We start from the raw sequence: 25,269 nt of genomic DNA on the forward strand, positions 1-25,269 counted from the left end.
GGTCCCCGTGACAGACCCCGACCAGCCGCCCCGGTCGATCGTGTTCCACAACGTCATCAGTGGCGGCCAACAGGCGATGGCCAGCGACAACGCCGTCTTCGTGCAGTACAACGGGTCGGCCGATCTCACCGAGCGGTTCGACGCGCTGCTGCGCACCCTGAAGGAGCACGTCGCCGACTTCGAGGACCCGGACCGCGCCGACCGCGAGGTGGCCGCGATCGAGGCGGCCCGCGAGCAACGGCAGCCGGACCGCAGGCCGGTGCTGACGTCGTTGGAGACGCTGGCGGCGCTGGCCACGGTCGGCGGCACGGTGGCGCAGGCGGTCCGGGGCGCCATCGACCTCGTCTCCCAGCACTGGCCACTCTGACCTGTACCGTGAACAGAGCCGGCTGGCCCGAGGGCGCCCGGGTCGGTGCGACGCGCTGCCGGGAGGTGGGCACACCATGAGCGACGGATCACTCGACATCGATCCCGAGGGTCTCCTCCACGTCGCCGTCGACGTCGAGACCGTCGCACACCGGCTCGACGCGGTGGAGCCACCCGGCGACGACGAGGATCCGCCGGCCTCGATCGTGGCCTGGCTCGACGAGTTGCCCCGACTCGCCGGCGAGCTGCGCCAGGTCGCCGATGTCCTCCGTACCGTCGCGGATTCGGTCTCCGTCACCGAGGGCGAGATCTGGGCCCGGTTCGCTCGCCGTGGCGACGGATGACGACAGACGGCACTGTGGTCTTTCCCTACTCGCGGTTGGTGGCCGTGCCACCTCCGGGCCACGCCGACCAGGGCGAGCGGTGGAGGCAGGCCGCGCAGGCGGTCGGCGGGGCCGCCGACGAACTCCGCCGGCTGCATCGCCTGCTCCCCGGCCTTTGGCAGGCCGGATCCGGCCAGCAGGAGACCGACGAGATCCTTCGCCGCCTGGTCCGCCAGCTCGACGAGGCGTACGACGCCTACACCCGGATCGCCGCCGCGGTGGCGGGCCGGGAGCACGACCTCGCGCAGGCGCGTCGGCTCGCCCTGGAGGCGGTCGCCGAAGCGCGCCTCGCCGGGCTCGTGGTCACCCCGGTCGGGGAGGTCGAGCCGGCGTCGGGTTCGGTGACCCCGCCGATGGCGGTACGCGCGACCGCGGGCCGGCTGACCGCCCGGATCGTCGAGGCGACGGCGCGGGCAGCAGCCGCCGAGCAGCGCGTGGCAGAGGAACTCGCCGGCCTTCCGCTGCCGCACCCCCGGTGAGCCTGCCCGGTGGTCAGTCCGGATCAACCCACGCCGTCTGGATGAGCTGCTGGCCGTCGCGGCGGCGCACGAGCGTGCCCCGCCCCGCAGGCTGCCGGCTCGGCCGCAGATTTCCCAGGACGGCGCCCTCCTCCCGGTTGCCGGACATCAGCAGGCCCGACGCGTCGAGTTCGCGCAGGCGTTGCAGGACCGGCTCGTAGAGCGCCCGGGACACCCCGCCGGCCCGACGCGTGACGATCAGGTGCAGACCGATGTCCCGGGACTGCGGCAGCAGCTCGTACAGGGCACTGAGCGGGTTGCTGCCACCGGACGCCACCAGGTCGTAGTCGTCCACCAGGATGTACAGGTCCGGGCCCTTCCACCAGCTGCGGTCGCGCAGTTGGGCGGTGGTCACCTCCGGCCCGGGCAGGCGATTCTGCATGGCGGCGCGAATGGACGCCATGCTCTGGGCGAACAGCTGGTTCGACCCGGCGTAGTCGAGCAGGTGGTCGCCCTCCACCGCGCCCAACAGGCTGCGCCGGTAGTCGGCGATGACCAACCGCGCCTGGATAGGCGTGTACCGCTCGACGATGCCCTGGGCGATCAGCCGCAACAGGTTGCTCTTGCCGCACTCGGCATCGCCGAAGACGGTCAGGTGCGGCTCGACCGCGAAGTCGAGGTGCACCGGCGCCAACGCGGACTCGTTGACGCCGATGGGCAGCCCCGGCGTGGCCCGGTCGACGACCTTGGCCAGCTCGGCCACGGTCAGCTTCTCCGGCAACAGACGTACCGTCGGCGCCGGAGGGCCCGGCCAACTCGCCGCCACCTGGCGGGCCAGCGCCACCGACGCCTCGGTGAGGTCCTCCGTGTCGTGCAGGCGGTCGATGCGGGAGAGCGCGGCGAGGAAGTGCAGCTTGTCGGGCGTCAGGCCGCGACCGGGCGAACCGACCGGGACGTTCTGCGCGGCTCGCCTGTCGATCTCCGACTCGGTCGCGTCCCCGAGCCGCAGCTCAAGCCTAGTGCCGAGGAGATCCCGCATGGTGATCCGGACCTCGGCCCAGCGCACGGCGGTGATGACCAGGTGGATGCCGAAACCCAGCCCTCGACTGGCCAGGTTGGTGATGGCCTGTTCCAGTTCCTCGTACTCCTGGCGCAGGGTGTTCCAGCCGTCGACGACCAGGAAGATGTCGCCGAACGGGTCGTCGGGGAACTCGCCGCTCGCCCGCTGACGCCGGTAGTCGGCCATCGAGTTGACGCCGTGGCGCGCGAACCGGGCCTCCCGGTCGTCGAGGGCGGCGACCACCTCGGCCACCGTCCGACGGACCCGCTCGGTTTCCCGACGAACGGCCACCCCGGCCACGTGCGGCAGCTCCGTCAGGCTGCGCAGCGCGCCACCGCCGAAGTCCAGGCAGAAGAACTGCACCTCGCGTGGGGTGTGGGTGAGAGCGAGCGCGGCGATCATCGAGCGCAGCAGGGTGCTCTTGCCGCTGAGCAGGCCACCCACGATCACCACGTTGCCGCTCGACCCGCCGAGATCGACCATCATCGGGTCGCGGCGCTGCTCGTACGGGCGGTCCACCACGCCGACCGGGACGGTGAGCCGACCACGGCCGACCCAGTCCGCGGTGCAGAGTCCGAAGCGCTTGTGCAGACTCAGCGGTGGCAACAGCTCACCCAGACTCGGCGGCTCGGCCAACGGCGGCAGCCAGACCTGGTGCGCTGGGCGGCCACGGCCGTGCAACCGCTCCACCAGCAGGTCGAGCACCGTCCTGCCGGCGATGGCCTCCGCCACGGCCGAGCCCGGCTCGGCCTCGTCGTGGCCGGGTGTTCGTGACACGTACGCCGCCCGGAAGCGCACCATGGCGGAGTTGCCGGTCTTCAGGTAGCCGTGCCCGGGAGCGTTCGGCAGCTCGTACGCGTCCGGCACACCGAGCACGATCCGGCTCTCCACGGCGGAGAAGGTCCGCAGACCGATCCGGTACGACAGGTGCGTGTCCAGACCACGCAGCTTGCCCTCCTCCAGGCGCTGCGAGGCCAGCAACAGGTGCACGCCGAGCGACCGACCCAGCCGGCCGATCATCACGAACAGGTCGATGAAGTCCGGCTTCGCGGCCAGCAACTCGCTGAACTCGTCACAGATGATCAACAGGCTCGGCATCGGGGCCAGGGGCTCACCGGCCGCCCGAGCCTTCTCGTACTCGAAGCGGGAGACGTAGTTGCCCGCCGCCCGCAACAGCTCCTGCCGACGCACCATCTCACCGGCGAGCGCGTCGCGCATGCGGTCGACCAACGGCAGCTCGTCGGCCAGGTTGGTGATCACCGCGCTGGTGTGCGGCAGCGCGTCCAGCGAGGCGAACGTCGCGCCACCCTTGAAGTCCACCAGGACGAAGTTCAGCTCCTCCGACGGGTGCCGTGCCGCCAGCGCGGCGACGATCGTCCGCAGCAGCTCGCTCTTGCCGGAGCCGGTCGCGCCGATGACCAGGCCGTGCGGGCCCATCCCCGCCTGGGCCGACTCCTTCAGGTCGAGCAGGACCGGCTTTCCGTCCAGGTCGAACCCGACGGGCACCTGGAGGTGCTGCTCCGGGCCCCCGACCGCAGCGGGACCGTCGAAGGCCACCAGTGCCCGGTAGTCGGCGAGGCCGAGGATCTCCAGCGCATCGTCCCGGGCCTCCCGGGCGCCGCGACGAGCACCGTCGGGCGGGGCCACCGGCGGCAGGCCCCACGCCTGGGCGATCAGGGCGATCATCGGTCTCGTGCCGTCGGCGACGGCGAAATCCGCGCTGAGGTCGGGGGCGACCTCGGTCACCGCCAGCTCGGGGAGGGCGATGCGGAAGGTGCGTCGCCCCTGGATGGCCCAGCCGGGCATCGACAGCGGCAGGCGGGCGGCGTGGTCCGGATCGACCATCGACTCCTGCGGTTCCGACAGGCGGGTCTCGATCCGTAGCTGTGGAAGCTCGATCAGCTCCTGAGGGAGGGACCGCCACTTGCGCTCGACCACCGCGAGGTGGAATCCGTACCCCGAGCCCTTGTTGGCCAGCTCGATGACGCGCGCGGTGAAGTCGGGTTGCAGCCCGACGAAGTCCTGCCAACGGTCCACGACGAGGAAGATGTCCGGCTGCGGGCCAGCGTTCAGGCTTCCGCGTCGCGCCCGGAGGCTGGCTGGCGACTCCAGCTCGTGCTCACGGAACAGGCGCTTGCGTCGCAGCACCTCGTCCTCGAGCTGGCTCAGCAGTTTGCCCAACTCGACCACCTGGTCGTCGCCCAGGACCGTCTCGACGTGCGGCAGCTTCCGCATCGGCCAGAACCAGTTGCCACCGGATTCAAGGCAGTGGAACACGACCTCGTCGGCCGAGTGGGTGAGCGCGAGCCCGCCGATGATCGTACGCAGCAGGGTGGTCTTACCCATCCCGGGACGCCCCACGATCAGCAGGTGCCCCTCCGACGAGGCGAGATCGAGCGAGACAGGTTCCCCGGCTGGTTGGTCGATGCGGTGGTGCAGGCCGACCGGCACCGTGAGGGGCCCGCGCTGACGCCACTCGACGGCACACAGCTTCACGTCCTCGTGGACCTCCAACGGGCCCAACAGCTCGCCGAGACGAGGATCCCCCGGGTCCCGCGGATCGCGCGGGCGGTGGTGGCCGTCCCGGGACAGCGCGATGTGCACCTCGCTGCTCGCTCGGCCGAACTGGCACGGGGACTGTCGGGTCGTTCGTTTCGGCAGCGTCTGTTGGACGTACTGCCACAGATCCTCGGGGGTGATCCGACCTCGGCCGGTGAGATCGGCGGCACCCGTGCTCAGGCCCTCGATGACCGTCTCGGTGAAGGCGGAGCGGAGCCGTGGGGTCGCGGCCGTCGCCGGCTGCCCGTCGTCAGCGCGCTCGACGGAGTTGGTCGCGGTGATCACGTAACGGCCGTCGCCGGTCTTGAGTTCCCCGTCGAGGTTCAGATCCGCGGGTGACTTGGCCTGGTCGAACGCGCCGCTGTAGCAGCAGTCGAGCAGGATGACCGAGCTGGCGGCCTCGGACTCGTCGAGCAGTTCGTGGACGAAGGACGCGGAGATCGACGTCGACGACAGGCAGTCGACCTCGGTGTTGGCGACCGCCAGGTAGAGCCTGCCCCGCTTGCCGCGACGGATCCCGTGCCCGGAGAAGTAGAGCAGGATCAGGTCTTCCGGCCCGGCGCTGCGCAGCATCGTCTCCATCGTGCGCTCCACCGAGCTCTTCGACTCGTTCTCCAGCAGCACGGTGCGGTCGAAGGCCCCGATGTTGGCGTCGGCCAGCAGACTCTGCAGGTCGCGGGCCTCTTCCCGGGGCGCGTAGAGATCCGCCAACGAGTCGTCGATGTAGCGGTCGTTGGCGATGAGGAGAGCCAGGCGCTGTCCCACCGCTTACGCTCGGACACCGCCCGGGTGCTCACCCGGGGCAATCGCGGCCTGGTCCGGCTCGGGCGAGGCGGGAGCGGCGCCGGAGCGGTGTGACGCCTCGATGACCCGCGCCAGTTGGGTGACGAGGAGGGGATCGTCGATCCGGGTGCTACCCGTGATCACCACCTCGGTGTCGCCGCTGCGCACCGTGATGGATCGGGCTCTGGTCCGCTCGGTGTACGCGATCGCGATCTGGACGATCGCGCGCATGGTGGTGGCCGAGAAGAGACCGCCCACCACCAGCATCCCGAGCTCCCACGCCTCGGGCGACTTGCCCGGAACGGAAACGGGCCTCGTCGCGGGGGCGACGCGCGTCCGGGGAAGTGCCCGCAGGTCCTCGGCGAAGCCCTGCGTGAGGGCGTCGAGCCGCTCGGCGGTAAGCGGAAGCTCGGGTTCGACGACAATCGTCAGCTCCACCGTCGCCACCCCTTTCGGTACCTGTTCGCTCACTCTCCACATTCAACACCAGGTGCGCACCCGGCTCGGGGGCCAGCAGGCAGCGCCGGCAGGACAACGGCGTACACCTATAGACACGGAACGCTGTTAACGCTAACGTAGCCGACGACCGTCGATATCTGAGCGTAATCTGACCGTCACCGAGGGCCCGTAATCGCTGGTCCTGGCTGTGCGGTCGACATCGTTCGCGGCGCGGGGCGGGTGGATTGTGGTCGGCGCGGGACGGCCCACGATCACCACCGGGCGACTCGCGCCGAGGGCCGGACGATTCCAGGCCACGGCCACCTTCACCGATCAGCGCGCGTCCCAGGGCAGGGCCGTCCGCGCTGACCGGCGACCGTAACGCCACGTACAAGCCGCCTGGCCCGCCGATCAGGCCGTCCCCACGGCCCAACCCCGGTGTCCGACGGCCCCAGCGTCGCCGTACGTGCCGTAGGCCGGGCCACGTCCCGCCGTTCCCCCTGCTCAGAGTCCGGGCCCGAGCAGGGGGAACGGGCCCGGGACGAGCACATCGGCAACCTCCCACCAATGAGGAGAGCACGTGCGACCACAACGATCCCCGCACCGGCGACCAGCGCTCGTCGCCGCTGCCGCCACACTCGTGCTCGTCGGCGCCGCCCTCACCCAGACCGGCGCTTCGGCGGCCGCCGCCGGATGTCGGGTCACCTACTCGGTCAGCTCCCAGTGGCAGGGTGGCTTCGGCGCGAACGTCACAGTCACCAACCTGGGTGACGCCGTCAACGGATGGCGACTGACCTGGAGCTTCGCCGCCGGCCAGACCGTCACCCAACTGTGGAACGGCAGCTTCACCCAGGCGGGCGGCGACGTCGCCGTCACCAATGCCCCCTACAACGCCGGCATTCCCACAAACGGCAGCACGAGCTTCGGCTTCAACGGCAGTTGGACCGGCAGCAACCCCGTGCCGACCTCCTTCGTCCTCAACGGCACCACCTGTACGGGAGACGTGGGCCCGACGACACCCCCACCCACCACACCGCCACCCACGACCCCGCCGCCGACGACCCCGCCACCCACCACACCGCCGCCGAGCACGACCCTGCCCTGTGACATCTACACGGCCGGTGGCACGCCCTGCGTCGCGGCGCACAGCACCACCCGCGCCCTGTACGCCTCCTACAGCGGCTCGCTCTACCAGGTACGCCGGTCCTCGGACAACAGCACCAGGAACATCGGGGTGCTCGGCACCGGAGGACGGGCCAACTCCACCACCCAGGACAGTTTCTGCGCGAACACCACCTGCGTCATCACGGTCATCTACGACCAGTCCGGGCGCGGCAACAACCTCGGCTACCAGGGCGCGGGTGGGATCGGGGGTGCCGTGCAGCCCGCGGTCGCGACCCGGGAGTCGCTGACTGTCGGCGGCAACAGGGTCTACTCGCTCTACATCAACGGCAACAGCAGCTACTGGCGCGACGGGCACCTGACCGGCATCCCGACCGGGGCCGCGCCGGAGGGCATGTACATGGTGACCAGCGGCACCCACGTCAACAGCGGCTGCTGCTTCGACTACGGCAACAGCGAAACCACCCGTCGGGCCGACGGCCGGGGCACCATGGACGCCATCTACTTCGGCACGAGCTGCTGGTTCGGCGGCTGTTCCGGCAGCGGCCCTTGGGTGCAGGCCGACCTGGAGTGGGGTCTGTTCCCCGGTGGCAGCAGCTCGTGGAACCCGAACCAGCGGGCGTTCACCAGCAAGTTCGTCACCGCGACGCTGAAGAACAACGGCACGACGCGCTTCGCCATCAAGGGCAGCAACGCCCAGTCCGGCAACCTCTCCACGCTCTGGGACGGGTCGCTGCCCTCGGGCTACAACCCGATGCGGAAGCAGGGCGCCATCATCCTGGGCAGCGGCGGCGACTGCTGCATCGACAACTCCAACCAGAGTGTCGGCACCTTCTACGAGGGTGCGATGGTGGCGGGCTACCCGTCCGACGCGACCGAGAACGCGGTGCAGGCGAACATCGTCGCCGCCGGCTACCGCTGAACCCAGCGGCCGCGACCAGGGCCGCTACGCCGCGTGGCCCGGCTCGGGAACGATCCCGAGCCGGGCCACGCGCGCGTGCCAGGCCGTGCGCCGCGAACGCGCCACCATCGACGAGATGGGGTACGTCCTCAGCTTCGCGTCCACTTCTGGCTGCTGCTGCCGTTACAGGTGGCGAGGACCACCTGGGTGCCGTTTGCCGTTCCGGCCGCGTTCGGTGCGAGGCAGAGGCCGGACTGCACTCCGGTGATCGAACCGTCGGTGTTGACGTTCCACTGCTGGTTGGTGCCACCGTTGCAGTCCCAGATGATCACCCGGGTGCCCGCGGTCGTCCCGGCGCTCTCGGCGTCCAGGCACTTCGACCCGTACACCTGGAGTTGTTTGCCGGCGGTCGACGACCACTGCTGGTTGGCGCCGGCGTTGCAGTCCCACAACGCCACCTGGGTGCCGTTCGTCTGCGACTGCGACGGGACGTCCAGGCACCTAGCGGCTCCGGTGTTGCGCAGCGCCGCCGTGCTGCCGCCGCCGGCACCGGCGACGACGTTCAGGTTGTCGAACTGCGCGGTCTGGCCCTGGCTGGTCCCGAAACCGACCAGACCCGCGGAGTACGCGGAGTCGGTGGCCGTGCCGACTGTCGCGCCGTCGACGGTGGCGGTGATGGTGCTGCCGGAGAAGCCGAGAGCGAGGGTGTGCCACCGGTTGGTGCCGAGGGCGGCGACGCTGCCGCTGCGCAGGGTGGTGAGCTGGTTGCTTGTGCTGTTGCGCAGGATCGACCAGGCACCGCCGTCGGTGACGCGCAGGAAGTAGGCGTTCTGGGCGCTGACCGGGTCCAGGGTCTGGTTGCCGACCCGCCCCTCCAGCTGGACGTAGCCGGACTTCTCCAGCATGACGTCGGCGGAGACCGTGTAGTTGTTCCAGTTCAGGTTGCCGCCGTACGTGCTGGGGTCGGCCAGGGTCTTCCAGGTGATCGGCGCCATCGGGGACGCCTGGCGCAGGCACATGCCCGTCCGTCCGCCGCCGCACGTCGCGGTCTCGAACGCGCCCTGGTTGTCCTGCAGGTACTTCGCCAGCTTGCCGGCCGGGTAGCTCTCGAAGTTGTCGCTGTAGGGCAGGCCGAGCTGGCCCTGCGACGGGCTGGTCGCGGTGCCCTTGCCGGCACCGGTCGTGGTGGTGATGGTGTAGATGCGACCGGGCTGCACGGTAAGCGAGTACGCACCGCCGGACGGGGTGATGTCGGCGCCGCGCACGAAGTGCTCGGAAGTGTTGGAGGAGTTCAGGTTGGTCGACCACACGTGCACCGCCGACGTGGACAGGCCGCCTGTGACGTTGAGGTTCAGCGTCTGCGCGGCTGTCGCGTCCATGGTCTCGATGACAGTGGTGTAGTCGGAGTTGTTCGTCGACTTCAGCGACACGTAGCTGCCGTTGTTGCGGACACCACCGAGATAGCCGCTGGACGAGTCGAGGTACTTCCAGCCGGGCGCGGTGAACTGGGTGGTGTGCGCGAGGGTCCAGGTGTTCTTGCCGACGGCGTACCAGCCCGACCACGGCTGGTTGGCAAGCATCAGGCCGACGGTGGCCCAGGGGATGTTCGGGGTTGTCGCGCCGATCAGGTTCCAGTTGATGTACGCGGTCATCTTCCCGTCGAGGTAGCCCCGGTTGATGCCCCGCGCCAGCGGCTTGGCGCCGTCGTTGTAGTCCTGCGAGCCGCCCTCGCTGTTCCAGAGCGTCTCGCCGGTGGCTGTCGCGTTGGCCGACACCGTGCAGGTCGTCTGCGCGGCCAGGTAGCCGCACGGGTAGTGACCGCCGATGACGTCGATCGCGTTGCGCAGCGCTGCGTTGTTCACGGCAACGTTTGCCGGGTTCCAACTGCCCGGGTAGTCGTCGCCGAAGATGAGCTTGACGTTGCCGTAGCCGTTGTTGTTGAGCGCGCTACGCAGGCTGATGGTCCAGTTCGCGTCGTACCTGCGCTCGTTCTGGGCGGCGGTGAGGTAGTCGATCGTCAGGTTGTGCTGCCGGGCGCAGCCCAGCCACGACAGTTGGTAGTCGATCGAGTCCTGGGACATGAAGTTGCCGTTGCCGATCCAACCCGGCGCACCCCAGGCCAGCCCGACGAGTTTGATGTTCGGGTTGCGGGCCTTGGCCTGCTCCATGATCCACCACTCGTAACCGCGGTCGCAGTTCAGATCGCCCCGAAAGTGGGAGTGGCTCGGCTCGGACCCGCTCGTGGAGTTGGTGTCGCCGCCGATCTCCACCTTGAGGATCTGCAGGGCCGCGCCGTAGCCGGGCTTGAACAGGTAGTCGAGGATCTGGCCGCGTTGGGGTTCGGGGTAGTCCATCAGCAGGCGGCTGTTGCCGCCGCCGCCGCTGACCGCGCCGACCCCGTCGAACGTACGGCCACCCGACGCTCCGTTGATCGTGATGGAGGTGGCGGCCTGCGCGGGGGTCGTGATCCCACCCACCACACCGCTGGCGGTCAGCACACTGCCGACGACCAGGAGCGCGAAGGTTGACGAACGGCGGATCAGGCGTGTGATTCCTGGCATGTGAGGTCTCCTTGGAACAGGTGTGGGGCACGGTGGACCCCTTGTCACACCGCGCGCCGCCGTCCCGGTTCCGGGATCAGGTGGCATCGCGGGTGGCGGACCGGGTGCGGTCCGCCACCCGCGTCGGGTGCGTCAGGCGCCCTCCGGGTGTGTCAACTGGCGGTGCAGGTGGGGGTCAGGCCGGTGCCGCTGCCGGTGCCCTGGAAACCGAACTCGGCGACCTGGCCGGCGGCGAGCCGCCCGTTGTAGTCCACATTCGAGAAGCGCACCGCCCCGGTGCTGCCACTCGCCATGGCCGACCAGGTGTTGGTGACGCCCGCGCCGCTCGGAAGCGTCATGCCGACCGCCCACCCGTTCGTGCCGGCGGAGCCGGCGGTCACCTTCACCGTGGCCACGAATCCGCCGTTCCACGCGTTCAACGACACCGAGGCCGAACAGCCGCCCGGAACGGGCGGAGGGGTCGTCGGCGGCGGCGTGGTGGGCGGAGGAGTGGTCGGCGGGGCCGTGGTGGGCGGCGGTGTGGTCGGCGGCGTCGTGCCCTGGAACTGGGCGAAGAACTTCCAGACCTCGCCCTTGGTCCAGGTGGTGATGCCACTCTCGGCGTACGTGCCGTCGACCGGGCCGGGCATGTGACCGTTGTCGAAGGCAGCCCACTGCACGGGATATCCGGCGCGGCAGCCGGAGTAGGTGGTGGTGATGTGGCTCCGGCTCCCCGCGGCCGGTTCGCGCGGGCTCTGCGCCGTACACCCGTTGTTGCGCACGAAGGTGTCGCGCAGCGCGCGGCCCTGCGAGATGTTGAGGACGTTGTCGGTGATGCCGTGCAGGCCGAAGTAGGCGATGGGTTGGGTGCCGCCGCTACAGCCGCTGATCTGCGCGCCGCTGAAGACGGCCACGGCGCGGAAGGTGGTGGCGCGGGCGCAGGCGAGGGCGTAGCTCATGCCGCCACCCCAGCTGAAGCCGAGGGCGAAGCGTTGGGTGGTGTCGACGCAGAGGTCGCCTTCGATGCGGCGGATCATGTCATCGACGAAGGTGACGTCCTCGCCGCCGGAGTTGCCCCACCCGTTGCCGAAGCCCTGGGGCGCGACCAGGATGGCGGTGTCGTTCGACTGCTCGAGTTGGCCGTAGTAGGACCAGGGTCGGCCGCTGGTACCTCCGGAGTCGACCTCGGTCGCGGTGCCGCCCCGCCAGTGGAACGCGAAGATCAACCGGTACGGGTTGGTGTTGTTGTAGTTGCCGGGGATCCGCAGGATGTAGCTGCGGCTCTTGCCGTTGCTCTGGATCGTCTGCGTACCGCTGCGCAGCGTCGGGGCCTTGCCGCAGCCGGCGGTCGCCGCGGCGGTGCCCACGTCCGCGACCGGGGTGGTGGCACCGAGGCCACCATTGAGCGTGGTCGCGCCCGCTGCCACGACGAGCAGCGCCGCGAGCGCGATGGACCCGGAGGTGAACCGGTGTCTGAACATTGACCACTCCCTCTGTTTCGGTGGGTCAGTAGGTGGTGGGGATGTCGCGCGGGAAAAGATCAGGACGGGTCATCCGCACGACGAACCACGCGGGCGCGCGACGCCCACCGCGCGTCGCCGGCGGCTGGTGACAGGTCCTGATGCGACGTTCGCCTGCCCTGCGCAACGTCGTGATCGGCGAGGCCGGAACCAGCTGGCTCGCCCGGTGAGCCAGGGACGCCGTTCGCCTCGCATCGCATCGACTGTGAGCGATAACATCCCGTTCGTCAAGTCGTAACGAATGACGTCTGACAACTCCCCCGCAAAAACCGTTGAACGCGGCACGACGCGCGGGTGGAGGGTCTTGTTATCGGTAACATGCGGGGCCGGCGGACCGGTCGCCGCAACGGAACCCGAGCGGTGGTCCGACCGGGGTGAGCCCGCGCGGCGATGCCGACCGGCGGCAGGCATCATGTCGGCGTGAACTCAACCCTGGCCGCCCTGCTCGGCTCCGCGCTCACCGCCTTCGCATCGCTGTTCGTGGTGTGGGTGCACAGTCGGATCAAGCGGCGCCAGCGGGAGCGGGCCGAGCTGCAGCGGGCGTACGTCCTGGTGCTGTCCGGCGCCCTCCGCCTCGCCCACAAGGCCGAGGCGTTGCGACAGACCAGGTACTGGCGATCGGGCCTGCCGGAGGCGGGCAACGACCTGCTCGGAGGGCAGCGGCCGCTGGGGCCGATGGTGCTGCACGACTGGCTGGCCCGGGACATGGTCACCGTGGAGGCCGCCTGGTCGGAGATCTGGACCCGCGCGGATCAGGACGGCATCGCGCTGGCCAACGGGCTCATGACCGCGTTCAACGCGGTGCTGGCCGCCGCGCTGCAGGCCAGCGGAACGGAGCCGTTCGAGGCGTCCGACGAGATGACTATCGCCAGCCGCCGACTCGGCGAGGCACGCCGGCAGCTCGCCCTGCACGCTCGCCGGTTCGCGAAACTGGGCCCGCGAGACATCGACCTGTTCACCGAGCGCGAGTACGGCGTTCCGGTGGGCTGAGGTCCCGTTCGCCGTCGCGGACCTGTCGCTCGCCGGGTGTGGGTGCGGGCAGGACCAGGTGCACGACCCCGAGCATCAGCGCCGCAGCCGCACCGTCGAGCCAGTAGTGGTTCCCGGTGGCCACGACGACCAGCAGGGTGACGATCGGGTGGGCCACCCACAGCCACCGGAGACGCCCGCGGGTCACCGCGACGAGCGCGACGGCCACGGCCAGCGCCCACCCGACGTGCAGGGACGGCATGGCGGCGTACTGGTTGCTGAGGGTGTCGGTGTCGGGTGGGCCGTAGACGGTGGGCCCGAACCGGCGGCCGGTGTCGACCAGGCCCGTCAGCGCGGTGAGCCGGGGCGGCGCCAGTGGGACCAGGAGGTGCAGTGCCAGAGCCCCGGCGGTGAGACAGGCGAGCACGCGACGCGTCCACAGGTAGTGCGCCGGGTGCCGCAGGTACAGCCAGACGAGGGTGAGCACCGTGGCGGGGAAGTGCACGTACGCGTAGTAGCCGTTGGCCAGGTGCGCCACCAGGCCGTACGCGAGCAGCGGATGCTGGACGGTGGACTCGTCGGGCAGGTGTAACAGCCGCTCCACGTGCCAGATCGACTCGCCGTTGGCCAGCGCGGTCGACACCCGGCCGGCCACCGCCATCCGCGCCACCTTGTAGAGGAGGAACAGCGTGGCGACGAGCAGCAGTTCGCGCGCCGCGCGGCGCGCCGGAGCAGCCCGCCGGCCGGGTGCCACCGGCCGCGGCACCGCCAGCTCGGCGATCTCCACAGGCGCCTCGATTCAGTCACTGTCGTCGGGTGGTTCGGGCCGCCACCGCCCAGACGGTAGCGGCCCGCTGCGGTCAAACGTCAACGCCGCTCGGGCGCCGCCTTCGGCGCGGGGTCGATGGTGACCTGGTCGAACGCGGGCGCCCCGTCGACCGCGTCGGCGCCGAGCGCCGTCGACGTGGCGGCGTCCGGCAGGTCGAGGCTGGTCCGCAGGGTGACCGGCCTGAGCAGGAGCGCGGCGATGACGCCTACCACCGCGATGGCGGCGGAGATGAGGAAGATGTGTCCGGTGGCGTCACCGTACGCGGCCCGCACAATGTGCTGGATCCCGTCGGGCAGCGCCGTGATGTTGAGGTTGCTGTCGCCGCCGGCGCCGGAGGCGGGGATCCCGGCGGCGGTCAGGTCGCGCGTGATCTGGTCGGTGACCCGGTGGGCGAGCACCGCGCCGAGCACCGAGACACCGATGGTGCCGCCGAGCGACCGGAAGAACGCGACGCTGGAGCTGGCCGCGCCGATGTCCTTGAGTGCCACCGTGTTCTGGACGGCGAGAACGAGGTTCTGCATGGTCATGCCGACGCCGGTGCCGACGATGAACATGGCGACGCCGACCAGGACGAGCGACGTCTCGTGGTCGATGGTGCCGAGCAGCGCAAACCCGGCGACCAGGATGATCGAACCGGCGACGATGTACGGCTTGATCCGCCCGGTCCGGGTGATCAGCCGGCCGGCGACGATCGAGGAGCCGAGGACACCGGCCATCATCGGGATGGTGAGCAGACCGGCCTCGGTGGGGCTGTAGCCGCGGCCGATCTGGAAGTACTGGCCGAGGAAGACCGCGCCGCCGAACATGGCCATGCCGACCGCGAGGCTGCCGAGGATGGCCAACGCGGTGGTGTGCTGGCGCACGATGCCGAGCGGGACGACCGGCTCGGCCGCCCGTGACTCCACCCAGACCGCGAGGGCGAGCAGGAGCAGCGCGCCGCCCACCATGGCCACGGTCTGCCAGGAGAGCCACGCGAACGAGCCGTCGACGAAGGAGATCCAGATCAGTAGCACGCTGACGCCGGCGGCGATCAGGCCCGCACCCAGGTAGTCGATCTTGACGTTCTCCCGCCGCAGCGTCGGCAGGTGCAGGGTCGCCTGGAGCAGGATCAACGCGATGATGGCGACCGGCACGCCCACGAAGAAGCACCAGCGCCAGCCCAACCAGGACGTGTCGACGATGAGACCGCCGAGCAGCGGGCCGCCGACGGTCGCGACGGCCATGACTCCGCCGAGGTAGCCGTTGTAGCGCCCCCGCTCGCGCGGCGGGATCATGGCGGCGATCGCCACCTGGACGAGGGCCTGCAGGCCGCCGACCCCGATGCCCTGGAACGCGCGGGCCGCGATGAGCTGCCCCGCGCTCTGCGAGAAGCCGGCAATCACCGAGCCCAGGAGGAAGACCACGATGGCGACCTGGATGAGGAGCTTCTTGTTGAACAGGTCGGCCAGCTTGCCCCAGATCGGAGTGGTGGCGGTCGCGGTGAGCAGGGTCGCGGTGACGACCCAGGTGTACTGGTTCTGGGAGCCGTTCAACGACCCGATGATCTTTGGTAGCGCGGTCGAGACGACCGTGCTGCTCAACATCGCGACGAAGAGCACCAGCAGCAGACCGCTGAGCGCCTCGAGCGTCTGCCGATGGGTCATCGGCTCGGTGCCGGCAGTGGTGGTGGGTGCGCTCATCGCGCGGCCTCCAGCTTGTCGTGGTTTTTCGAGGGCGACGTCGACAGGGCTGCGCGGGTTTTCACGCACGCGCGCATTCGCGCACCTGACTTGGTTGCCTCACACAAGCATCTACCGATCTTGCCCAATCGGCAAGTTTGCCCATTGAGAAGGCGATCACTCGACGTACGCTGAGCGCGATGGACGAGATCACCGGCCTGCGGGAGCGCAAGAAGGCCGCCACCCGCCTCGCCCTGCACGAGTCAGCCCTGCGCCTCGCTGCCGAGCAGGGCCCCGACGGCGTGACAGTCGAGGCGATCGCCGACGCCGCAAACGTTTCCCGCCGCACGTTCTCGAACTACTTCTCCAGCAAGGAGGAGGCGCTCTTCTACGGCGACACCGTGCGCCTGCGCCGGCTGCTGCAGTTGGTCCACGAGCGGCCGGACGGCGAGCCGCCGTGGACCGCGCTGAGCCGGGCGGCCGAACAGTTCACCAGGGAATCATCGGATGATCGCGACCACAGCTGGCTGACCCGGCGCCGGCAGCTGCGCGGGCACCCCGGACTGGCCGCGCACCAGGTGGCGGCGTACACCGCGATAGAGCGCGAGCTGGCCGCGGACCTCGCCCACCGGCTCACCGGCACGGCTGTGGCGCTGCGCTCCCGCCTGCTGACCGCGACGTTCCTGGCCGCCCTGCGCGTCGCCATCCAGCACTGGATCGACCACCCGGGCCAGGACCTGCTGGAGATCGTGCGAACCGCGCTCGCCGAGGTCGCTCCCCCGTCGGCAGCGGCAGGCGACCCACCGGCCTGACCACCGACAGGTGTACGACTCGACGCGGTGAGCACCAGTCCGCAGCGCGAACGACAAGGGGCCCCGTCGCGCCGGCCACCACCGCGCTGGGCGATGGTGGCCGGCGGACGAGGCCCGCCGTCGACGGGATCAGCGGTAGCCGGCGCTCACCACGCTTGCCTGCACCGCGTTCTCGGTCGCGTCGGACGGGTAACCGGCGACCATGGCCCCCTCGTAGAACGTGCCGGCGCTCAGGTTCGCGCCGCCGTCGGGCTTGCAGCAGTCACCGCCACTGCCCAGGATGATCGCGCCCTGCTTCTTCATCGGGCTGTATCCCGGGGGCAGCGAGCCGTCCCACAGCGTGTAGAGGCTGCCGGACTGGGCGTCGCTGCCCTTCATGGCGAAGCGCGACGTGCCGTTGTTCTTCAGCGTCGCGGTGACGAACTTGCTGGTGAACGCCCGCTGGTTCGGGTTCCACGAGCTGCTGCCACCGGGGAACAGACCCCACTCCAGGTCGGCCTGCACCCAGGGGCCGCTGCCCGAGCAGCCGCCGAACCAGCACTGCTTGCCGAAGTTGATGGCGTCCATCGCGCCGGCCGCGTCGGCCTTGCGCGTCGTCTCGCTGTTGCCGTAGTCGAAGCAGCAGCCGCTGTTGACGTGGGTGCCGCTGGTCACCATGTACATGCCCTCGGGCGCCGCGCCGGTCGGCACGCCGGTCAGGTGCCCGTCGCGCCAGTAGCTGTTGCCAGGGTTGATGTAGAGCGAGTACGCCTTGGCGCCGCCCACCGTCAGGGACTCCGTGGTCGCGGTCGCCGGCCTGCTCTGCGGCGAGCCCGGAACCACGCTCGACCCCTGGTACCAGAGGTCGTTCCCGCGACCGGACTGGTCGAAGACGACGGTGATCACGCAGGTCGTGCCGGAGCAGAACGAGTCCTGCGTCGCCGCGTTTGCGGTGCCGCCCGTGCCGGTCAGCCCGATGTTGCGGGTCGTGTTGTCCGACGAGCGCCGGACCTGGTAGAGGTTGCCGGCGTACGTGGCGTAGAGCGCTCGCGTCGTGCTGTGCGCCGCGACACACGGGGTGCCGCCCGAGGCGTAGATGTCGCACGGGCGCGCGCCGCTCGGCGGCGGAGTGGTCGGCGGGCCGGTGGTCGGCGGGGTCGTGGTCGGCGGGGTCGTCGGCGAGGCCCACTGCTGGTTGGCGCCGCCGTTACAGGCCCAGAGGATCAGTTTGGTGCCGTTGGCGGTGGCCGCGCCGTTGGCGTCGAGGCACAGCCCGGACTGGACGCCGGTGATGGTGCCGTTGCTGTTGACGTTCCACTGCTGGTTGTTCTGGCCGTTGCAGTCCCAGATGATCGCCGCGGTGCCGTTGGTGGTGCCTCGGCCGGAGGCGTCCAGGCACTTGTTGCCGTACACCGTGAGCTGCTTGCTCGACGTCCAGGTCCAGGTCTGGCCGGCCGCGCCGTTGCAGTCCCACAGCTGGGTCTGGGTGCCGTTGGTGGTGCTGGAGTTGGGGACCTCGACGCATCGACCGGACGGGGCGCCGACGATTGTGGTGCTCTGCCCCGGCGTGATGGCGGCGGCCGCCATCGGCGCGGCGGCGGCCTCGGCGACGGACGATCCGGCGCCGGCCGCCGCACCGACGGTGACGAGGACGAGGACGCCGGCCAGGGCACTGGCCAGGACCGCCAGGCGCGGGAAGCGACGCCTCGGGATGGGATCGCGGGCCGGGCCGGGCCCGGTGGGGGACGGGGTTCGCACGGGGTGCTCCTCGGAGTCGTGGCAGCGCGTGGATGTGCCGACGCCGCGAGTGGTGGTGGCGGGGGCGGCCGAAGCGAGTCGCGGCAATCGTAGGATCATTTTTCGATGAGTGTCAATGAAAGCCCGGTCGGCGGAAGTCCGGCGGTGGCCGCCCGTGCCGGCGGCCACCGCCTGACCTCTTCCGCGCCGCCTACCGCCCCCAGATCCGCCAGGTTTGGTTGAGCGGGCTGCCCTGACCGACCGCGTTGCAGGGCCACTGGAGGACCGTCGCGCGGGCCGCCGTGGAGACCCCGTTGACGTCGACGCACTTGCCGCTGTGCCGGGCGACTAGCTGGTAGTCGTGCGAGTCGTTACCGGAGTAGGTCACCTTCCGGAGGGTGAACTGCTGGTAGGGCGCGTTCTGGCAGGTCCGCTGGTCCACGGCGGCGCTGTTGGCGGTGGAGCCGCCGCTGACGTCGAGGCACTTGCCGCTCTGCTGGTTGACCACCGTGTACGTGTTCGCCACGCCGGCGACCGGCTGGAAGTTCCAGAGCTGCTGGGCGCCGCCCTCGCAGTAGAACTGCTGCTGGACGTTGCCGTCGGCGGTGCTCAGGCCGGTGTTGTCCAGACACTGCTGGGAGTGCTGGGCCACCGCCACCGACTGGAAGCCTCCTTCGGAGGGCGGCAGCAGGGTCACCGTGTACGTGTCGTTCTGGTTGCCGTACCCCAGGTTCACCGTGGCGTTGTTGTTGGACAGGGTGACGACGCTGTTGGAGACCGTGACCGGGCCCTGCACCGCACCGCCGTTGTTGTACGGGATGCGCTGCGTGAGCACCCGCACCTGGTTGTTCTGCACGACGCCACTCGTCGTGTCGAGGCGTTGCAGGTTGACGCTCAGGTTTCCGGTGGTGCGGCCACCACCGACCAGGACCTTCGCCACCCCTGTCGTCTTCGTGGCGTACGCGTCGTACGACTGGCTGCCGGTCACCGCGACGTTCTGGCCGGTCTGCGAGGCGTAGTAGCGGTAGGCCCACCACTCGCCCTTGGGCTGGTGCTGGCCGGCCGAGTTGCGGATCAACAGGTTGCCGAGGTCGTTGTGCAGGTTGCCGGCGCTCGCCCAGTTGGCCCGCAGACCGTCCGCGCCGGCCCGCTCCAGACGCGCGATGTACCAGGCGCCGTCGGCCGGGTTCTGCTCGTTGGACGCCCCGTACTCGTTGATCTGGTACGGGCGCGGATGCGGGATGCCACGCGGGTCGAGGGTGGCGTTGGCGGCGGCGACGTTGGCGACCGGGTCACCGGGCAGCGAGTGCCAACTGATGATGTCCGGCACCGTGTTTGTCGAGCGTACGAAGTCCAGGTACTGGTTCCAGAACGCGTGGTTTGTCGACGGCACGCAGGCGCAGCTCGGCCCGACGATGAGCTGGTTGGGGAACTCCGTCCGGAGGCGCTGGTAGGTGCGCCGCCAGAGCTCCAGGTACTGGGAGATCGGCCTGTTCCAGAAGATGGTGATGTTGGGTTCGTTCCAGATGTCCCACTGCACCGACAGGCCGGACGCCCGGACGTCGTTGATGACCCGACTCAGGAAGTTGTCGTAGTCGGTCCAGTTGCCGTTGTCGCCGGGGAAGCGGGAGATGCCGGCGCCGTCGGCGCCCCACAGATCGTGCGGCAGCAGGATGAACTGCCCGCCGAGGGCGGCGGTCCGACGCGCCTGGGCGAGTGTGGCGTTCCAGCGGCGATCGTAGTTTCCGCCCACCCAGCCGCTGCCGGGCAGTTGCGCGCCGCCGGCGCGCATGTAGCGGAAGTTCACGTCGCGGTAGAAGTGGTCGGGCGGGCCACTGGCGTTCTCGGTCATGCCGTAGATCCAGCCGGCCGCGCGGTAGGTAGGCGTGCCGGTGGTCGTGGAGAAGTTGACGCTTATCGACTCGTCGGCGGCCTGGGCCGGGGACGCGGCGACGGTGACGGCGGTGGTTGCGGCGAGCAGGCCGACGACGAGTCGGGCGACGAGCGCGTGGGCTCGCCCCGACCTGCTGCGGGACGGGGTTTTCACGGGCGGCTCCTTGGTGGGGCGCGGGGGACGCTCTCCGGAGGGCTGCGCTTGCGAATCGATTCGCACGGATCGTAGGTCGGGGACTCACCCGTGTCAATGAAGTGACGATCGGGTGAAGGTGGTGTTTCCCAGCAGCGCCGCCCGGGCAGCTCGCCCAACCCTTGACCAGCGAGCACGGGCGGTCCTATCTTCGTGCGAACCGTTTCGTCGAATCGGTTCGCCTCATGGTCGGACGTGGTCCGGCCCGCGACGGTCAACCCACGACACCCCACCTGACGATCGACTCTAAGTGAGGCAGCACATGACAGGACTCAACCGACGGCGGCGCCTGGCCGCCGTTGCCGTGCTGGCGCTCGCCGCGGTGACCGCCGGCGCCTGCTCGTCGTCGTCCGGCGACTCCGACGCCGGCGGCGGGGCCTACCTCGTCTGGGACCCGTATCCGCAGTTCGCCGACGACTCCGACTGGGTCGCCCTGCTCAAGAAGTGCGGAACCTCGGCGGGTGTGACTGTCGAGCGGACCGGTTACGACACCACCGACCTCACCAACAAGGCACTGCTCGCCGCCCAGCAGGGCAACTCGCCGGACGTGCTGATCGTCGACAACCCGGTCATCTCGACACTGGCCGAGGCCGGGGCTCTCACCACCACCGAAGAGAACAAGCTGGACGTGTCGAGCATGGCGCCGAACCTGCTCGGCGCCGGCCAGAGCGGGGGCAAGACGTACGGGGTGCCGATCGGGGCGAACACCCTGGCGCTCTACTACAACAAGGACCTGCTGACCACCGCGGGCGTCGACCCGGCCTCGGTCACCGACTGGGCGTCCCTGACCGCGGCGCTGACGAAGGTCAAGGCGAAGGGCAAGAAGGGCATCACCTTCTCCGCGATCGGCACCGAGGAGGGCAGCTTCCAGTTCCTGCCCTGGTTCTGGGGATCCGGCGCGCAGCTGACCAGCCTGGACTCGCCGCAGGCGGTGTCCGCGCTGACCCTCTGGAAGGACTGGCTCAAGCAGGGCCTGGCCCCGAACTCGGTCATCAACAACACCCAGACCACGAGCTGGCAGGAGTTCGCCACCGGCAACTTCGCGTTCGCCGAGAACGGCACCTGGCAGCTGGCCAACGCGGAGAAGCTCGGCTTCTCCTACGGCACCATCGCGATCCCGGCCAGCGCCGGTGGGCCGGCCCCGGCGCCGACCGGTGGCGAGTTCGTCTCGATCCCCGTGCAGAAGAAGACCGGTCGGTACGCGACGTCGCAGAAGCTCGTCACCTGCCTGACCAACGCCGACAATCTCCTCACCACCGACACGACGCTCTCCTACGTCGCGCCCGTCACCGCCGTACAGGACCGGCAGGCGACCGAGAACCCCAAGCTCAAGGTCTGGGTGGAGGCCGTCCGCGCGGCGAAGGGCCGCACCGGTGACAACCTCGGCACGAAGTACCCGAAGATCTCCGAACCCCTGTGGACCGCCGTCCAGGCGGCCCTGAGCGGCGGAAAGTCGCCGCAGGAGGCGTTGACCGGCGCGCAGGCCTCGGCCACGAGCAAGTAAGCGGGCCGAACCGACACGATGACCCCCACGACACGTACCACCACTACGACGCGAGGCCACGGTGGGGCGGCTGAGGCCGCCCCGCCCGGGCCCCCCGCGCCTCGAACCCGCCGGCCCGGACGATGGCTGGCGTGGGGCTTCCTGGCGCCGACTGTCGTCTACCTGCTGGCCTTCTACGCCTACCCGCTCTACCGCAACGTCGAGCTGAGCCTGCGCGAGTACACGGTCCGCTCGTTCGTGCAGGGCGGCGCACCCTTCGCCGGCCTGGACAACTACCGCACCGTCCTGACCGACCCGGCGTTCTGGCCGACGTTGACGCACACACTCGTCTTCACCGGCGCGTCACTCGTCTTCCAGTTCACCATCGGCATGGCCCTGGCTCTCTTCTTCCGTCAGAACTTCCCGCTGTCGGGCACCCTGCGGGCGCTGATCCTCGTACCCTGGCTGCTGCCCTTGATCGTCTCGGCCTCGACCTGGTCGTGGCTGCTCAACAGCGACTCGGGGTTGGTAAACGCCGCGCTGGGTGTCGTCGGGATCGACCCGGTCAACTGGCTCACCTCGCCGACCTGGTCGCTCACCTCGGTGATCATCGCGAACGTCTGGATCGGCATCCCGTTCAACCTGGTGGTGCTCTACAGCGGCCTCCAGGCCATTCCGGTCGAGGTGTACGAGGCGTCCGCGCTCGACGGCGCGAGCGGCTGGCAACGGTTCTGGTCGATCACCTTCCCGCTGTTGCGCCCGGTCTCCGCGATCACGCTGCTGCTGGGGCTGATCTACACGCTGAAGGTCTTCGACATCATCTGGATCATGACCCGGGGCGGCCCGACCGGTTCGTCCGCAACGCTCGCCACCTGGTCGTACCGCCTCGGCTTCGGCAACATGCTGCCGGAGTTCGGGCCGGGCGCGGCCGTCGGCAACCTGCTCATCGTGATGGCCCTGATCGCCGGGCTCGTCTACATCAGGTCCCAGCGGAGGCAGTACCAACAATGACCACCTCACCGCGTCGCGTCTGGTGGAAGACCGGAATCGGTCTGGTGCTGACCGGACTGATGCTCTTCCCCGTGTACTGGATGATCAATGTGTCGTTCACCCGGGACCAGGACATGCGCGCCGACCCGCCGCACCTGTTCCCTACCAACGGCACGCTGGACGGCTACCGGGCCGTGCTCGACCAGCAACTGCCGTACCTCGGCACCAGCTTCGTCGTCGGGCTCGGCACTGTCGCGCTGACCGTGGCGCTCGCCGCCCCCGCCGGATACGCGTTGGCGAAGCTGCGGCCACCCGGCGGCCCGGCGCTGAGCTTCCTGCTGCTGATCGCCCAGATGATCCCGGGAATCATCATGGCGATGGGCTTCTACGCCATCTACCTCACCCTCGGCGTGCTCAACACGCTGCCGGGCCTGATCCTGGCCGACACGACACTCGCGGTGCCGTTCGCCGTACTGATCTTCACGGCCTTCATGTCCGGCATCCCCGACGAACTGCTGCAGGCCGCGGTGGTCGACGGCGCGGGACGGCTGCGCACCTTCTGGTCGGTCGTGCTGCCGGTCAGCCGAAACTCGATCGTGACGGTGTCGCTGTTCGCGTTCCTGTGGTCCTGGTCGGACTTCATCTTCGCCTCGACCCTCGCCGGCGGTGGCGACCACCAGCCGATCACCCTCGGCATCTACCACTACATCGGCAACAACAACCAGCAGTGGAACGCCATCATGGCCACCGCTGTCGTCGCCTCCATCCCGGCCGCCGTGCTGCTGGTCCTGGCTCAGCGGTACGTCTCGATGGGCGTGACCGCCGGCGCCGTCAAGGACTGACCACCCGCACCACAGAAAGGCAACCGCCACCCATGACCGTCGCCCCGTCCGGTCCGGAGTTCGGAATCCAGGACATCCCGTTCAGCTACCGAGGATCCTGGCTCAACATCTCCCCGGTGGTCGCCGAGAAGACGTACGCCGACGACCTGCACCTGGTGTCGCACCAGACCGGGCTGCACCCGGTGCTGCGCCTCTCCCCCACGGCCGCCGACACCACTGTCGTCGCCACGCCCGCGCTGCTCACCTGGCATGCCGGTACCGGGCGGATCGAGGCCGTCTACGACGGACCGGACACCCTGCGGCTGCGGGGCCGGCAGCTCGGCCTCCGAATCGCGGCGGCCGCGGGCACCCTCACCCCGTTCAGTGGCACCTACCTCTACCTCGACCCGGTCGACGGGTCACACGTGTTCACCTCGTACGAGACCGGGCGCCGCTACCGGGTAACTGTGCTCTCCGGCGGGCTGCGCCGCACCGACGGCGTCGAGGCGCTCGGCGCCGCCGACCGCTTCCTGGACCTCCCCGGCGACCAACCCTGGGAGATCGCCATCGAGGAGTACGCCACCGCCCGCCGGCCGTACGCCACCGCCGTCCCCTTCGACCAGGTGTGCCGCGACCGCAGCGCCGAGTTCACCGCGTTCGTCGACGCGGTCGCGCCATGGCGCAGCGCGGACACCCCGGCCGCCGAACTGGCCGCCTACGTGTTGTGGTCCGCCACCGTCGCCCCGGCGGGCTTCGTCACCCGGCCCGCCGTCCTGATGTCCAAGCACTGGATGGACAAGGTGTGGAGCTGGGACCACTGCTTCAACGCCATCGCGCTCGCGGCCGGCGAACCGGAGCTGGCCTGGCACCAGTTCCAACTGCCCTTCGACCACCAGGACGGCGCGGGCGCCCTGCCCGACTCGGTCACCCACTCGGAGGTCCTGCACAACTACGTCAAGCCCCCCATCCACGGCTGGGCCCTGCGTCACCTGCGCCAGCGGCTTCCCCAGCCACCGGCGCGGGCGGAGCTCGCCCGCACGTACGACAGGCTGGCCCGCTGGACCGGGTTCTGGCTCGACGCGCGCCGTGCGCCCGGCCAGGACCTGCCGCACTACCAGCACGGCAACGACAGTGGCTGGGACAACGCCACCACGTTCGACGACAACCGCGTCCTGCAGACCGCCGACCTGGCCGCGTTCCTGGTGTCCCAGCTACGCTGCCTGGCGGACCTCGCCACCGAGCTGGGTGAACCCGCCGACCGGTGGTCCCGGGAGGCCGACCGGATCCACACGGCGATGCTCGGGCAACTGTGGGACGGCGAGCGCTTCACCGCCCGCAGCCCGCACACCGGGCAGCAGCGGACAAGCCGGAGCCTGCTCGACCTCATGCCCGTCGCCCTCGGCGCCGACCTGCCCGCCCCGATCGCCGACGCGCTGGCCCGGGAGGTCGAGACCCACCTCACCACGCACGGGCTGGCCACCGAGCCGACGGACTCGGCCCACTACCTCGCCGACGGCTACTGGCGGGGGCCGATCTGGGCGCCCTCCACCGTGCTGGTCGAGGACGGTCTGCGGCGGGCCGGGCACACCGGGATCGCCGACGACATCAGCCAGCGCTTCCTCGCTTTGTGCGAGAAGTCCGGTTTCGCGGAGAACTTCGACGCCGAGACCGGCGCCGGGCTACGGGACCGCGCGTACACCTGGACGGCCAGCAGCTATCTCATCCTCGCGGCCGCTCAGGAAAAGCGCCGAGCCGCGCGGCGATAGCCGGCCGGC

General features: G+C 70.0%; 18 protein-coding genes. 10 read left to right on the plus strand and 8 right to left on the minus strand.

The window, feature by feature from the left end; genetic code table 11:
* Positions 1-7: 7 nt before the first annotated feature.
* The 3 genes from ACLQ26_RS06680 to ACLQ26_RS06690 all read left to right on the plus strand — a co-directional run bounded on the left by ACLQ26_RS06680 (position 8) and on the right by ACLQ26_RS06690 (position 1,228).
* Positions 8-367, plus strand: a complete 360-nt coding sequence (locus ACLQ26_RS06680) for a hypothetical protein (RefSeq protein WP_425743587.1) — start codon at positions 8-10, stop codon at positions 365-367.
* A gap of 76 nt (positions 368-443) precedes the next feature.
* Positions 444-710 carry a hypothetical protein gene (locus tag ACLQ26_RS06685; RefSeq protein ID WP_425743588.1) on the plus strand — a complete coding sequence of 89 codons (267 nt, stop codon included), beginning with the start codon at positions 444-446 and terminating at the stop codon, positions 708-710.
* The gene (locus ACLQ26_RS06690) at positions 707-1,228 is read left to right on the plus strand and encodes a hypothetical protein (protein WP_425743589.1); all 522 of its coding nucleotides are present in this window, start codon (positions 707-709) and stop codon (positions 1,226-1,228) included. Before ACLQ26_RS06685 ends, ACLQ26_RS06690 begins: the two co-directional genes overlap by 4 nt.
* A 13-nt stretch (positions 1,229-1,241) precedes the next feature.
* On the opposite strand, the gene eccCb is transcribed toward ACLQ26_RS06690, so the two are convergent.
* Both eccCb and ACLQ26_RS06700 read right to left on the minus strand, forming a co-directional pair.
* The gene (eccCb, locus tag ACLQ26_RS06695) at positions 1,242-5,591 is read right to left on the minus strand and encodes a type VII secretion protein EccCb (protein ID WP_425743590.1); all 4,350 of its coding nucleotides are present in this window, start codon (positions 5,589-5,591) and stop codon (positions 1,242-1,244) included.
* Positions 5,592-5,594: 3 nt separating this feature from the next.
* Complete coding sequence (locus tag ACLQ26_RS06700; protein WP_425743591.1) at positions 5,595-6,080, minus strand: hypothetical protein; 486 nt, start codon at positions 6,078-6,080, stop codon at positions 5,595-5,597.
* 547 nt (positions 6,081-6,627) lie between these two features.
* On the opposite strand from ACLQ26_RS06700, the gene ACLQ26_RS06705 reads away from it, so the two are divergent.
* Complete coding sequence (locus ACLQ26_RS06705; RefSeq protein ID WP_425743592.1) at positions 6,628-8,091, plus strand: arabinofuranosidase catalytic domain-containing protein; 1,464 nt, start codon at positions 6,628-6,630, stop codon at positions 8,089-8,091.
* A 128-nt stretch (positions 8,092-8,219) separates the two neighbouring features.
* On the opposite strand, the gene ACLQ26_RS06710 is transcribed toward ACLQ26_RS06705, so the two are convergent.
* Together ACLQ26_RS06710 and ACLQ26_RS06715 are read right to left on the minus strand one after the other, a co-directional pair.
* Positions 8,220-10,631, minus strand: a complete 2,412-nt coding sequence (locus tag ACLQ26_RS06710) for a ricin-type beta-trefoil lectin domain protein (protein ID WP_425743593.1) — start codon at positions 10,629-10,631, stop codon at positions 8,220-8,222.
* Between the two features lie 152 nt (positions 10,632-10,783).
* Entirely contained in the window at positions 10,784-12,091 is a 1,308-nt protein-coding gene (locus ACLQ26_RS06715; protein ID WP_425743594.1) for a cellulose binding domain-containing protein, read from the minus strand.
* Positions 12,092-12,550: 459 nt separating this feature from the next.
* On the opposite strand from ACLQ26_RS06715, the gene ACLQ26_RS06720 reads away from it, so the two are divergent.
* Positions 12,551-13,120, plus strand: a complete 570-nt coding sequence (locus tag ACLQ26_RS06720) for a hypothetical protein (RefSeq protein ID WP_425743595.1) — start codon at positions 12,551-12,553, stop codon at positions 13,118-13,120.
* On the opposite strand, the gene ACLQ26_RS06725 is transcribed toward ACLQ26_RS06720, so the two are convergent.
* The gene (locus ACLQ26_RS06725; protein ID WP_425743596.1) at positions 13,086-13,886 is read right to left on the minus strand and encodes a phosphatase PAP2 family protein; all 801 of its coding nucleotides are present in this window, start codon (positions 13,884-13,886) and stop codon (positions 13,086-13,088) included. The two genes, ACLQ26_RS06720 and ACLQ26_RS06725, sit on opposite strands and share 35 nt — an antisense overlap.
* Before the next feature lie 80 nt (positions 13,887-13,966).
* Positions 13,967-15,607, minus strand: a complete 1,641-nt coding sequence (locus ACLQ26_RS06730; RefSeq protein ID WP_425743597.1) for an MDR family MFS transporter — start codon at positions 15,605-15,607, stop codon at positions 13,967-13,969.
* A gap of 179 nt (positions 15,608-15,786) precedes the next feature.
* On the opposite strand from ACLQ26_RS06730, the gene ACLQ26_RS06735 reads away from it, so the two are divergent.
* Positions 15,787-16,398, plus strand: a complete 612-nt coding sequence (locus tag ACLQ26_RS06735; RefSeq protein ID WP_425743598.1) for a TetR/AcrR family transcriptional regulator — start codon at positions 15,787-15,789, stop codon at positions 16,396-16,398.
* A 129-nt stretch (positions 16,399-16,527) separates the two neighbouring features.
* Here ACLQ26_RS06735 and ACLQ26_RS06740 read toward each other — a convergent pair whose 3' ends face one another.
* Positions 16,528-18,135, minus strand: coding sequence for an arabinofuranosidase catalytic domain-containing protein (locus tag ACLQ26_RS06740; protein WP_425743599.1), 1,608 nt, complete (start codon positions 18,133-18,135; stop codon positions 16,528-16,530).
* A gap of 190 nt (positions 18,136-18,325) precedes the next feature.
* Positions 18,326-20,161 (minus strand): RICIN domain-containing protein, encoded by a 1,836-nt coding sequence (locus ACLQ26_RS06745; RefSeq protein ID WP_425743600.1) that lies wholly within the window; start codon positions 20,159-20,161, stop codon positions 18,326-18,328.
* A gap of 301 nt (positions 20,162-20,462) precedes the next feature.
* On the opposite strand from ACLQ26_RS06745, the gene ACLQ26_RS06750 reads away from it, so the two are divergent.
* Genes ACLQ26_RS06750 through ACLQ26_RS06765 form a run of 4 tightly spaced genes read left to right on the plus strand, consistent with a single transcriptional unit; the run spans position 20,463 to position 25,260 of the window.
* The gene (locus ACLQ26_RS06750; RefSeq protein WP_425743601.1) at positions 20,463-21,704 is read left to right on the plus strand and encodes a sugar ABC transporter substrate-binding protein; all 1,242 of its coding nucleotides are present in this window, start codon (positions 20,463-20,465) and stop codon (positions 21,702-21,704) included.
* Positions 21,705-21,722: 18 nt separating this feature from the next.
* Positions 21,723-22,694 carry a carbohydrate ABC transporter permease gene (locus ACLQ26_RS06755; RefSeq protein ID WP_425743602.1) on the plus strand — a complete coding sequence of 324 codons (972 nt, stop codon included), beginning with the start codon at positions 21,723-21,725 and terminating at the stop codon, positions 22,692-22,694.
* Complete coding sequence (locus ACLQ26_RS06760; RefSeq protein WP_425743603.1) at positions 22,691-23,515, plus strand: carbohydrate ABC transporter permease; 825 nt, start codon at positions 22,691-22,693, stop codon at positions 23,513-23,515. The genes ACLQ26_RS06755 and ACLQ26_RS06760 overlap by 4 nt, the downstream gene beginning before the upstream one ends.
* A 32-nt stretch (positions 23,516-23,547) precedes the next feature.
* Positions 23,548-25,260: an amylo-alpha-1,6-glucosidase gene (locus tag ACLQ26_RS06765; RefSeq protein ID WP_425743604.1), complete on the plus strand. Its 1,713-nt coding sequence runs from the start codon at positions 23,548-23,550 to the stop codon at positions 25,258-25,260.
* Positions 25,261-25,269 lie beyond the last annotated feature (9 nt).

It is taken from the genome of Micromonospora sp. DT43, assembly GCF_049841645.1.
GTDB lineage: Bacteria > Actinomycetota > Actinomycetes > Mycobacteriales > Micromonosporaceae > Micromonospora.

Excerpts from the sequence above, each read along its gene's own strand:
- ACLQ26_RS06685 (WP_425743588.1), top strand. The coding sequence starts at position 444 with ATGAGCGACGGATCACTCGACATCGATCCCGAGGGTCTCCTCCACGTC.
- ACLQ26_RS06690 (WP_425743589.1), top strand. The coding sequence starts at position 707 with ATGACGACAGACGGCACTGTGGTCTTTCCCTACTCGCGGTTGGTGGCC.
- ACLQ26_RS06710 (WP_425743593.1), bottom strand. The coding sequence starts at position 10,631 with ATGCCAGGAATCACACGCCTGATCCGCCGTTCGTCAACCTTCGCGCTC.
- ACLQ26_RS06715 (WP_425743594.1), bottom strand. The coding sequence starts at position 12,091 with ATGTTCAGACACCGGTTCACCTCCGGGTCCATCGCGCTCGCGGCGCTG.
- ACLQ26_RS06730 (WP_425743597.1), bottom strand. The coding sequence starts at position 15,607 with ATGAGCGCACCCACCACCACTGCCGGCACCGAGCCGATGACCCATCGG.
- ACLQ26_RS06735 (WP_425743598.1), top strand. The coding sequence starts at position 15,787 with ATGGACGAGATCACCGGCCTGCGGGAGCGCAAGAAGGCCGCCACCCGC.
- ACLQ26_RS06750 (WP_425743601.1), top strand. The coding sequence starts at position 20,463 with ATGACAGGACTCAACCGACGGCGGCGCCTGGCCGCCGTTGCCGTGCTG.
- ACLQ26_RS06755 (WP_425743602.1), top strand. The coding sequence starts at position 21,723 with ATGACCCCCACGACACGTACCACCACTACGACGCGAGGCCACGGTGGG.
- ACLQ26_RS06760 (WP_425743603.1), top strand. The coding sequence starts at position 22,691 with ATGACCACCTCACCGCGTCGCGTCTGGTGGAAGACCGGAATCGGTCTG.
- ACLQ26_RS06765 (WP_425743604.1), top strand. The coding sequence starts at position 23,548 with ATGACCGTCGCCCCGTCCGGTCCGGAGTTCGGAATCCAGGACATCCCG.